Annotated in this window: 8 protein-coding genes and 1 pseudogene; 8 read left to right on the plus strand and 1 reads right to left on the minus strand. The window is 73.5% G+C overall.

The window, feature by feature from the left end; all coding sequences use genetic code 11:
- Position 1 precedes the first annotated feature (1 nt).
- From OHT51_RS25890 to OHT51_RS25920, 7 genes and pseudogenes are all read left to right on the plus strand, one after another.
- A complete protein-coding gene (locus OHT51_RS25890; RefSeq protein ID WP_328881306.1) occupies positions 2–1531 on the plus strand; it encodes an FAD-dependent monooxygenase in 1530 nt (509 codons plus the stop codon).
- A gap of 42 nt (positions 1532–1573) precedes the next feature.
- A pseudogene (locus tag OHT51_RS25895) lies at positions 1574–3058 on the plus strand (FAD-dependent monooxygenase); the annotation flags it as partial.
- A 361-nt stretch (positions 3059–3419) separates the two neighbouring features.
- A complete protein-coding gene (locus tag OHT51_RS25900) occupies positions 3420–4313 on the plus strand; it encodes an alpha/beta fold hydrolase (protein ID WP_328881307.1) in 894 nt (297 codons plus the stop codon).
- A gap of 98 nt (positions 4314–4411) precedes the next feature.
- Complete coding sequence (locus tag OHT51_RS25905; protein WP_443052551.1) at positions 4412–5740, plus strand: MFS transporter; 1329 nt, start codon at positions 4412–4414, stop codon at positions 5738–5740.
- On the plus strand, positions 5737–6603 hold the full coding sequence (locus OHT51_RS25910; RefSeq protein WP_328881308.1) for a 4'-phosphopantetheinyl transferase family protein: 867 nt from the start codon (positions 5737–5739) through the stop codon (positions 6601–6603). The genes OHT51_RS25905 and OHT51_RS25910 overlap by 4 nt, the downstream gene beginning before the upstream one ends.
- Positions 6600–8213: an acyl-CoA carboxylase subunit beta gene (locus OHT51_RS25915; protein WP_328881309.1), complete on the plus strand. Its 1614-nt coding sequence runs from the start codon at positions 6600–6602 to the stop codon at positions 8211–8213. Before OHT51_RS25910 ends, OHT51_RS25915 begins: the two co-directional genes overlap by 4 nt.
- 8 nt (positions 8214–8221) lie before the next feature.
- Complete coding sequence (locus tag OHT51_RS25920; protein WP_328881310.1) at positions 8222–8470, plus strand: acyl-CoA carboxylase subunit epsilon; 249 nt, start codon at positions 8222–8224, stop codon at positions 8468–8470.
- 436 nt (positions 8471–8906) lie between these two features.
- On the opposite strand, the gene OHT51_RS25925 is transcribed toward OHT51_RS25920, so the two are convergent.
- On the minus strand, positions 8907–10163 hold the full coding sequence (locus OHT51_RS25925) for an MFS transporter (RefSeq protein WP_328881311.1): 1257 nt from the start codon (positions 10161–10163) through the stop codon (positions 8907–8909).
- A 102-nt stretch (positions 10164–10265) separates the two neighbouring features.
- Between OHT51_RS25925 and OHT51_RS25930 the strand changes: the two genes are divergently transcribed.
- Positions 10266–11255, plus strand: a complete 990-nt coding sequence (locus OHT51_RS25930; protein WP_328881312.1) for a LysR family transcriptional regulator — start codon at positions 10266–10268, stop codon at positions 11253–11255.
- The last annotated feature ends 157 nt before the right edge of the window (positions 11256–11412 follow it).

An 11412-nucleotide genomic window follows, 5' to 3' on the forward strand; every position in this document is an offset into this window, starting at 1 on the left:
CATGGCCGACGACACCTCCCGGGCCGCGGCGGACCACACCTACCGGGCCACGGGCGACGACACCTCCCCGGCCACCCGGGTCATCGTGGTCGGCGCGGGCCCCGTCGGCCTCTTCCTCGCCGGCGAGCTGCGCCTCGGCGGCGCCGACGTGGTCGTACTGGAACGCCTGCGCACCCCCACCACGGAGTCCCGGGCCTCCACGCTGCACGCCCGCACGGCGGAACTCTTCGACTGCCGCGGGCTCCTGGACGCGCTCGGCGACCCGCCGCGGGAGCCGCGCGGCCACTTCGGCGGCGTACCGATGGACCTGACCATGCCCGGCCCGTACTCGGGCCAGTGGAAGGTGCCCCAGACCAGGACCGAGGAGCTGCTCCAGGGCTGGGCCGGCGCCCTCGGCGCCGACGTCCGCCGTGGCTGGGAGGTGCGCGAACTCGCCCAGGAGGACAGGTACGTGGAGGTCACGGCCGACACCCCGGACGGCGTACGTCGGCTGCGGGCGGCGTATGTCGTCGCCTGCGACGGCGAGGACAGCACCGTGCGGCGGCTGACCGGGGTGGCCTTCCCCGGCACCCCGGCGGGCCGGGAACTGCTGCGCGCTGACATCGCCGGGATCGACATCCCGAACCGGCGTTTCGAGCGCCGGGAGCACGGGCTGGCCATCGCGGCCCGGATGCCCGGCGGTGTCACCCGGGTGATGGTGCACGCCTTCGGCCGCCCGGCCCGGCCGCGGACGGGACCGCCGGAGTTCGCCGAGGTGGTGGACGTATGGCGAAGCGTCACCGGCGAGGACCTGAGCGGCGGACGCCCGGTGTGGCTCAACTCCTTCGGCGACGCCAACCAGCAGCTGGAGCGGTATCGGCACGGGCGGGTGCTGTTCGCCGGGGACGCCGCCCACCGGCAGATGCCGAGCGGTGGCCAGGCGCTCAACCTCGGCCTCCAGGACGCGGCCAACCTGGGCTGGAAGCTGGCCTCGGTGGCGTGCGGCCGGGTCCCGGCGGGGCTGCTCGACACCTACCACGACGAACGGCACGAGGTCGGGCGCCGGGTGCTCGCCAACATCCGGGCCCAGGCGCTGCTGTTGCTCGGCGGGCCGGAGGTGGAACCGGCGCGCACCCTGCTCGGCGAGCTCATCGCCGCGGGACCCACGCGGGACCACCTCGCGGCGATGATCACCGGGCTCGACATCCGCTACCCCATGGGCGGTGGCACCCACCCCCTGCTCGGCGCCCGGCTCCCGCTCGGCACGCTGCCGACGCCGGACGGCCCGGTCGGCGTCGCCGAGTCCCTGCGCGACGGACGCGGACTGCTGCTGGTCGCCGACTCCGCCCGGGCCGAACTGCGCTGGCTCGGCAAGGTCTGGTCCGACCGCGTCACTCCGGTGGCGGTACGACCGGACGCGGCCGAGCCGCTGCACGGTGCCGACGGGCTGCTGATCCGCCCCGACGGCCATGTCGCCTGGGCGGGGGAGGACCCGTGGGCGGCGTCGGCGGCGATCCGCCACTGGATCGGACGGCCTGATCCCGGGCTCTGACCGGGAGACGCGGCACCGGACACCACAGTCATGGCAATTCGGATGAAATCATCTCAATTCAGGTTCAGAGAGGGAAGCGCTGTGGACACGGATGTGACGGACGTGATCGTCGTCGGCGCGGGGCCGACCGGCCTCATGCTGGCCGGGGAACTACGCCTGGGCGGCGCCCGGGTCGTCGTCGTGGAGAAGCTGGCACGGCCGACCGGGCAGTCCCGGGGGCTGGGGTTCACGGCCCGCGCGATGGAGGTGTTCGACCAGCGCGGGCTGCTGCCGCGGTTCGGCACGCTGGAGAAGAGCCCGATGGGCCACTTCGGCGGCGTGCAGTTCGACTACACCGTCCTGGAGGACGCCCACTTCGGCGCCCGGGGTGTCCCGCAGTCGCAGACGGAGGCCGTCCTGGAGGAATGGGCCGGCGAACTGGGCGCGGACATCCGGCGCGGCTGGGAGCTCGCCAAGCTGGCCGAGGACGGCGACGGCATCGAGATCGTGGCGGTCACGCCCGAGGGCGAGCAGCGGCTGCGCGGGGCGTACCTGGTGGGCTGCGACGGCGGGCAGAGCGTCGTGCGCAAGGCGGCCGGGTTCGACTTCCCCGGGCTCGCGGCCACCCGCCGCATGTACCTGGCCGACGTCACCGGCTGCGAGATCCGGCCCCGCTTCCTGGGGGAGCGGCTGGACAACGGCATGGTGATGGCCGCGCCGCTGGCGCCGGGCGTCGACCGGATCATCGTGTGCGAGGACGGCACGCCGGCCGGGGACCGCCCCGAGGAGGTGGAGTTCGACGAGGTCGCCGCCGCCTGGGAGCGCATCACCGGCGAGTCGCTGGCCGGTGGCGGCGCCGACTGGGTCAGCTCCTTCACGGACGCCACCCGCCAGGTCTCCGCCTACCGCAGGGGCCGGGTGCTGCTCGCCGGAGACGCCGCGCACGTCCATCTCCCGGCCGGCGGACAGGGACTCAGCACGGGCGTGCAGGACGCGGTCAACCTCGGCTGGAAGCTGGCCGCGGTGATCCGCGGTGAGCTGCCGGACGCCCTCATCGACAGCTACCACGACGAACGGCACCCCGTCGGCGCCCGGCTGCTGATGAACACCCGCGCGCAGGGCATGATCTTCCTCGGCGGCGCCGAGGCCGACCCGGTGCGCAAGGTGTTCGGCGAGCTGATGGAGCTGGAGGACGTACGCCGCCGACTGGCCGGCGTCGTCAGCCACCTCGACATCACCTACGACCTCGGCCCCGGCACCCACCCCCTCGTCGGCCGCCGCCTGCCCCCGCGCCCGCTCCAGCTGGCCGACGGCACCCCGACCACGACGACGGCCCTGCTGCACCCGGCCCGCGGTGTCCTGCTCGACCTGACCGACGACGCCACCGTCCGCGAGGCCGCGGCCACCTGGGCCGACCGGGTCACCGTCGTCACGGCCACCCCCGAACACTTCGGCGTCTTCGCCGGCGCGACGGCCCTGCTGGTCCGCCCCGACGGCCATGTGGCCTGGGCGGCCGTCGGCGAGAGCACCACAGCCTCCACCCGGCGCCTACCGACCACCACCGCCGCCCCCGCCTCCGGCCCCACGACGGCCGACGGCCGTGTCTCCGGCCCGCTGGCCGCGGACACGCCTGTCTCCGCTGTCTCCGCGCCCGCCTCCGGTGCCGTGCCCACCGGCGCGCCGGCCTCCGGCCCCATGGCCGCCGGAGCTCCCGGCCCCGTTCCGTCGCCCGCCGGCGGCCGTATCCCCAGCCCCACGGCTGCCGACAGCCCCGTCCCCGGCACCCCCCGCGGGGCCGAGGCCACGACGCCCGAGGCCGACTGGCCGTTCGCGGACGACCCGACCGGTATCGAGGCCCTCGTCATCGCCCTGCACCACTGGTTCGGCACCCCGGAGGTGGCGTAGCACGATGGTCACGTCCCTGTCGGTCGGCCCGCGCGTGCGGCGGATCACGCTCGATGCCGCCGGGTACACCCTGTCGGCCCTGCTGAGCGCACCCGAGAGCACGCCGCCGCGTGCCACCGTGGTCGCGCTGCACGGGGCCGGGATGAGCGCGGGGTACTTCGACGGCGGGGCCCAACCGGACGCCTCCCTGTGCGCGTTGGGAGCGCATCTGGGGTACGCGGTCCTCGCCGTCGACCGGCCCGGCTACGGCGACTCCGCCGCCGGGCTCCCCGAAGGCCTGGACCTCGCCGGGCAGGCCCGCGTTCTGCGGGCCGCGCTCGACCACTTCGACGCCGAGTACGACATCGGCATCGGTACGTTCCTGCTCGCGCACTCCTTCGGCGGCAAACTCGCCCTCACCCTGGCCGCCGACGCCCCGCCCGCCGAACTGCTGGGCCTGGACATCTCCGGCTGCGGTCACCGCTACGCCCCGCGCTCCGCGGAACTGCTCACCGGCCCCGACCGGGCCCGCTGGAAGCACAACTGGGGTCGGCTCGGCCTCTATCCGCCCGCCACCTTCAAGCGCAGCGCCGCCTTCGTGAAGCCCATTCCCGAACTGGAGCTGCGGGCCGCCTCGGACTGGCCGGACGTCTTCGACGCGCTCGCCCCGCGCGTGCGCGTCCCCGTACGCATGACCTTCGCCGAGCACGAACTGTGGTGGCGGCACGACACCGACGCCCTCGACGACCTGCGGGCGAGGCTGAGCGCCGCGCCGCGCGTGGTCGTCGACCGGCAGCCGGACGCCGGGCACAACATCAGCCTGGGCCTGACGGCCCGCGCCTACCACCTGCGCGCGCTCGCCTTCTTCGAGGAGTGCCTGTACTTCGAGGAAGGCATGCCGGAGCGGGACGGTCCATGACCCCGGCCAGGACACCACGCCATCCTCGACGCACAGCACTGCGCAAATCCCGACGACCGCCCCGCCGACTCCTGGCCACCAGCCTGCGCTCCCTGACCGTGCGCAACTTCCGTCTCTTCGCCGGCGGTCAGATCGCGTCCGCCACCGGCACCTGGATGATGGTCGTCGCCCAGGACTGGCTCGTACTCGAACTGACCGGCGACTCCGGCACGGCCCTCGCCACGGTCACCGCGCTCCAGTTCACGCCGATGCTGCTGCTGACGCTGTACGGCGGCCGTATCGCCGACCGGTACGACAAGCGGGCCCTGCTGACGGGCGCCAACGTCGTCTCCGGTGTGCTGGCGCTGCTGCTCGGCCTGCTGGTCACCGGCGGCGCCGCCGAGCTGGGGCACGTCTACGTCTTCGCACTCGCCCTCGGTGTCGCGAACGCCGTGGAGGTCCCGGCCCGGCTGTCCTTCATCGCCGAGCTGGTGGGACCCGACCTGGTGCCCAACGCGTCCGCGCTCAGCGGCGCCTACTTCAACATCGCGCGGGTGCTGGGCCCGTCCCTGGCCGGGCTGCTGATCGAGGCCGCCGGCACCGGCACCGTGATGCTGCTCAACGCGGCGAGCTACGCGGCGACCGTGGCCGGGCTGCGTGCCATGCGGCCCGGGGAACTGCACCGACCGCCCCGCCCGGCCGCGGGCCAGGCCCGGGTCACCGAAGGACTGGCCCATCTGAGGTCCCGGCCCGACCTGGTGGCGACGCTGGCCCTGCTCGCGGCGGTGTCGCTGTTCGGCCTGAACCTCCAGCTGACCCTGCCGCTCATGGCCCGTACCGTCTTCCACACCGACGCCGCCGCCTTCGGTCTGCTCACCGCGGCGCTCGCCGCCGGATCGCTGCTGGCCGCCTTCACCGGCACCCTGCGCCGAGGCCGCCCGCGGGCCCGCCTGGTCATCGGCTGGGCCTGCGCCTTCGGCGCCCTCGCGGCGGCCACCGGCTGGGCGCCGAACCTGGCGACGGCGCTGGTCCTGCTGGTACCGACCGGCTTCGCGTCCCTGTACTTCGCGCAGGCCGCCAACCACCGCGTCCAGCTGGGCAGCGACCCCGCCTACCGGGGCCGCGTCATGGCCCTCTACACCCTGATCCTCCAGGGCAGCGCCCCGCTCGGCGCCCTGTTCGTGGGCGTCGTCACCCAGTACCTCGGCACCCGTTCCGCGCTGTGGGCGGGCGGCCTGCTCTCCCTGGCGGCCGCCCTCGTCGCGGCGGCGGCCGACCGCAGTGACACACGCGCCGCGGCCACCACCCAGGCCGACCGGCCCCAGGAACACCCGCACCCCCACCCCCACCCGGCGGACCCCAGAACCGACCTCAAAACCGACCTCAAAACCGACCCCACAACGAAACCCGCATCCGAACCCACGCCCGGCACCGGGAGCCGCCCATGAACCTCCCCCATGTTCCGAACACGCCACGCGGCACCCGGGAGTTGGGCCCGTCGGACCTGCACGTCTGGCTGCTGCCGCCCCCCGCCTCACCGCGCGACATACCGGTCGGCGACCTCGACGAGCACGAGCGGCGCCGTGCGGCCGCCTACCGCAGGCAGAGCGACCGGCAGATGTACGTCGCCGCCCACGTGGGCCTGCGCCGGGTCCTGTCGGTCTACACCGGCGTAGCACCCCGGAGCCTGCCCCTCGGCCGGGAGTGGTGCGAGGAGTGCGGGGAACGGCACGGCCGGCCGGTCCTGGTCGATCTGCCGGGCGCCCCCGAGTTCTCGCTCTCGCACAGCCACGGCCTGGCCCTGGTCGCGGTCGCCCGCACTCGCGTCGGCGTCGACGTCCAGGCGCTGCCGTCGCCGGAGACCGTCGACGCCTGTCTGCCCCTGCTGCACCCGGCCGAGCGGCAGGAGATCACCCGGCTCCCCGGCGACCGGCGCCAGACGGCCTTCGCACGGCTGTGGTCCCGCAAGGAGGCGTATCTGAAGGGCCTCGGCACCGGGCTCGCCCGCGCGGCCGACCTCGACTACCTCGGCGAGGCCGCCGAGTCCTGGCGCCCGACCGGCTGGACGGTGCGCAACATGCCCCTGTGCGACGGCCATGTCGGCGCCGCCGCTCTGGCCGGCGACAAGGACTGGCGGTCCGCCCTGCACCCGGTGCCCGCCGAGTGGCTCCACACCCGGGACGCCGGCCTGCGGATCTCCGCCGTCCAGCCGGCCCTGCGCACGGTACTGCGCGCCCACGACCCGTCCGCCGTCCGGACGCACGCCCTCATCGACACCAGGAACAGGAAGGAAAGGGCCCAGGCATCATGACCGTAACCGTCACCGAACCCCGAGCTCCCGAAGCTCCCGTGCTCGACACCGCCCCGGACACCAGCGAGGCGGACCGGCTCACGGAACTGCGGACCATCAAGGAAAGCGCCCGCAACGGCCCCGACCCCAAGGCCACCGACCGCCAGCACGCCAAGGGCAAGCTGACCGCCCGCGAACGCATCGAACTCCTCCTCGACCCCGGCTCGTTCACCGAGGTCGAGGCCCTGCGCCGACACCGCGCCCAGGGTTTCGGCCTGGAGGCGAAGCGGCCGTACACCGACGGCGTCGTCACCGGCTGGGGCACGGTGGAGGGCCGCACGGTCTTCGTCTACGCCCATGACTTCCGCATCTTCGGCGGCGCCCTCGGCGAGGCCCACGCCCAGAAGATCCACAAGCTGATGGACATGGCCATCGCGGCGGGCGCTCCCCTGGTCTCCCTCAACGACGGCGCGGGCGCCCGCATCCAGGAGGGCGTCTCCGCGCTCGCCGGCTACGGCGGCATCTTCCAGCGCAACACCAAGGCGTCCGGCGTCATCCCGCAGATCAGCGTGATGCTGGGCCCGTGCGCGGGCGGCGCAGCTTACTCACCCGCCCTGACCGACTTCGTCTTCGCCGTGCGCGACATCTCCCAGATGTTCATCACCGGCCCGGACGTGGTGAAGGCGGTGACGGGCGAGGAGATCACCCAGAACGGACTGGGCGGCGCCGACGTGCACGGCGGCATCTCCGGCGTCGCCCACTTCGTCTACGACGACGAGCGCACCTGCCTCGAAGAGGTCCGCTACCTCCTGTCGCTGCTCCCCTCCAACAACCGCGAACTGCCGCCCGCCCACCCGACCGACGACCCCGCGGACCGCCCCGGCGACGCGCTGCTCGACCTGGTCCCCGAGGACGGCAACCGTTCCTACGACATCCGCAAGGTGATCGAGGAACTCGTCGACGACGGCGACTACTTGGAGGTCCACGCCGCCTTCGCCACCAACATCGTCTGCGCGCTGGCCCGCCTCGACGGCCACGTCGTGGGCATCGTCGCCAACCAGCCCGCCTCCATGGCCGGCGTGCTCGACATCCGGGCGAGCGAGAAGGGTGCGCGGTTCGTGCAGTTCTGCGACGCGTTCAACATCCCGCTGATCACCCTGGTGGACGTGCCCGGCTTCCTGCCCGGGGTCGACCAGGAGCACGAGGGCATCATCCGCCGCGGGGCGAAGCTCCTCTACGCGTACTGCAACGCCACCGTGCCCCGCGTCTCGGTCGTCCTGCGCAAGGCCTACGGCGGCGCCTACATCGTCATGGACTCCCGCTCCATCGGTGCCGACGTCGCCCTCGCCTGGCCCACCAACGAGATCGCCGTGATGGGCGCGGAGGGCGCGGCGAACGTCGTGTTCCGCCGGGAGATCGCGGCCTCCGACGATCCCGAGGCGATGCGCCGCCAGAAGATCGCGGAGTACAAGGACGAACTCGTCCACCCCTACTACGCGGCCGAGCGCGGCCTCGTCGACGACGTGATCGACCCCCGCGAGACCCGGCAGATCCTCAGCCGCGCCGTGGCGATGCTCGCCACCAAGTCCGCGGCCCTGCCCACCCGCAAGCACGGCAACCCGCCCCAGTAGGAGCCCTCATGACCACGGCCCAGACTCAGACTCAGACCTCGACCCCGCACCCGTCGACCTCCGACCTGCTCGCCGCCACGTCCTTCAAGGTCCTGCGGGGCGAGCCGAGCCCCGAGGAACTCGCGGCGTTCACAGCCGTCCTGACCCTGCGCCTGACCACCCCGGACGCCCCCACCCCGAAACGCCCCACCACGGCCCACTGGACCCGCCCGGAACGCCTGCGCGCCTACGCCTGTCCACGGGCCTGGCACAGCTGAGTCACCAACTGCCCCCTCGTCGCTGTCCGTTGTCGCACGACAGCACGCCGTAGCCGGTATGGTTACCCCCGTGACGCACCCGATGGGTGCGTCCTCCCTTCATTCCGGGCCCCACCTCGTCGGGGCCCGGCCCGACGAGAGCGGCTCCGGGACCGTGGCTGGCCGCCTCGCGTCGAAGGGAGGACGCCCCCGGATGGGCGGTCACGAGGAGCAGAAACTGACTTTCGTCATGCGGCTGATCCGGCTCCTGCCGGAGCGAGCGGCGAGGCACGCGAGGAGGTGGCTGCTCTGGTGGTGCAGCAGGTAGCCGGATGTCCCCATACCACGTGGGGACCTCCGACAGGCCCTTGCTGAGCTCGGGCCACCGTCCACACGGCCGGGCGAGGGCCCTTCTGCACCCAAGTACAGCACAACGGCCTCCCACCCGGCACCACGATCACCCACTGTTCACGCGACCGCGCACCGAGCCGACGGCCCCTGTCGCGAGGGCGATGAGCAGTGCCGCGGCCGCTGCCGTGACCGGCACGCCGTAGGCCGCCGCGGGAGAGAGGTGCTCCGCCAGCCAGCCGCCGGTCGCGCTGCCGCACGCGATGCCGCCGAGCAGGGCGGTCACCGCGAGGGTCATCCCCTCGTTGAGGTGGCCTTCCGTGGTGCGCTGCTGGACCAGGGCCATGTTGGTGATCATGGTCGGAGCCGTGGCCATGCCGGCGAACAGCAGCGCGACGCACAGCAGCGGGAGCGAGCCGGTGAGGGACGCGGCGAGCAGGGGCAGTGTCAGCAGCGCGGTCATCGCGGCTATGCACCACACGTAGCGGTACTCGGCGGGACCGGAGAGCCGCAGCCGCCCGTACAGCAGACCCGCCGCACAGGAACCGGCCGCCTGGAGCGCGAGCACCGCACCCGCCGCGGTTCGGTGGCCCTGGGCGTCCGCGAACGCGATCGTGACGACCTCCGTCGACCCGAACACCGCACCCATGGCGAGGCAGACGGCCAGCAGCGGGGGCATCCCGGGGGCGCGCAACGGTGACGTGCCGGCGGCCGTGGGGGCCCACGGCGGCGGTTCCGTCGACCGCTGGGCCGCGAACGCCAGTACGCCCGTCACCAGGAGCACCACCCCGACGAGCGTCCCCGCCTCCGGGAAGAGCGTCCCGCACAGGAAGGCCGCGATCACCGGACCCAGCATGAAGCACAGCTCGTCCGCGGCCTGTTCGAAGGAGTTCGCGGTGTGCAGGGCCTCGGCGTCGCCCTTGAGCAGGTGCGCCCAGCGGGCGCGTGACATGCCGCCGGTGTTGGGGGTCGTCGCGGTGGCGGCGTACGCGGCGAAGAGAGTCCAGGCGGGGGCGTCGTAGCGCACGCACAGCAGCAGCGCGAGGCTGCCCAGCGCCGCGCAGAGCGTGGCGGGTACGGCGACCCGGGCCTGGCCGTACCGGTCGACGAGCCGCGCCGTCCAGGGGGCGACCAGCGCGGTCGCCGCGAGGCCGGTCGCGGTGACGGCGCCGGCGAGGGCGTATGACCCCCGGGTACCGGCGATCATCACGACCGCGCTCACGCTGAACATGCCCATGGGGAGGCGGGCGGTCAGGTTCGCGAGGGTGAAGGCGCGGGTGCCGGGGTGGGCGAAGAGCCGGCGGTACGGGCGGGACGTGTGACCGGCGGAGGGGGCGGGGGCGTTCGTGGACGGCGATTGCGGCATGGCCCCACCGTCGCCCGCAGTGGATCAAGGGGTCCAACACCTGTTCGGGACGGATTCACGCACCTGTGTTGTGAGAGACGCGCGAGCTGTAAATTCCCCCGCATGCCAGCTGCCGCCCCCGCCCACCTCGACCCCCGCCTCCTGCGCGCCTTCCTCGCCGTGGCGGACGAGCTGCACTTCACGCGCGCCGCGGCCCGCCTGTACGTCGCCCAGCAGGCGCTGAGCCGGGACGTACGGCGGCTGGAGCGGGAGTTGGGCGCCGAGCTGTTCGTGCGGACGACCCGGCACGTCACGCTGACGGCCGACGGCGAGCGACTGGTGCCGTACGCCCGCCGTGCCCTCCAGGCCCAGGACGACCTGCTCGCCGCCTTCGGCCAGGCGCGGCCCCTGCTGGTGGACCTGAACTCGCCGGGCCTGGCCACCGGCCGCCGGGTCCTGCACCGGGCCCGCGAACTCGCCCCCGAGCACGAGCTGATGGCCCGCTACGAGAGCGGCCTGACGGGTGCGGCCGCAGAGCTGGTCGCGGGGCGGCTGGACGTGTCCTTCGGACGGTTCGCGGGACTGGACCCGGCGCTGCGGGCCGGCCTCGACCATCAGCCGGTCCGCTACGAGCCGATGGCGATCGTGCTGCCCGAGGACCATCCGCTGGCCGCCCTGGAGCGGGTGCCGCTGGCCGCGCTGGCCGGCGAGACCGTGTACGCCGGTGCCGGCAACCCCCGTACCCCGGAGTGGACCGACCTCGCGCACCGGCTCTTCGACGGGCGGGGCATCGAGGTCGCCCCGCCCGCGCCGCTCGCTGTCGGTGACGAGGAGTTCCAGCGGATCATGGCCAAGCTGCGCCACCCCGTCCTCGCCGTGGTCGACTTCCCGGCCATGCCCGGGACCGTGCTGCGCCCCCTGGCCGACCCCGTGCCCCTGTCGCCGGTGTCGCTGGTGTGGCGAAAGGGCCTCGCGCACCCCGCGTTCGACGCCCTGCGACACGCCGCGGCCCGGCTCGCGGCCGAAGAGGGGTGGCTGGAGCCGCCCGCCGATGGATGGGTCCCGGACGCGGACTCCACATCCTGGGTGTATACAACTAACGGCCCGACGTGAGCGCTATCACTTGTACGTCAAATGTCCCTTATTTGCCGATGTACTGAGTCGGATAACACTTTCCTCCGTGGAGAGATTGTGAAGGGCGCTGGTAATTTGTAGGCGCGCTGGACTGTGAGGTCGGCATATACCGAAGGCGAGGGGGAGGTCGTGGCGC

The sequence above is a fragment of the Streptomyces sp. NBC_00299 genome, from assembly GCF_036173045.1.
GTDB classification, from domain to species: domain Bacteria; phylum Actinomycetota; class Actinomycetes; order Streptomycetales; family Streptomycetaceae; genus Streptomyces; species Streptomyces machairae.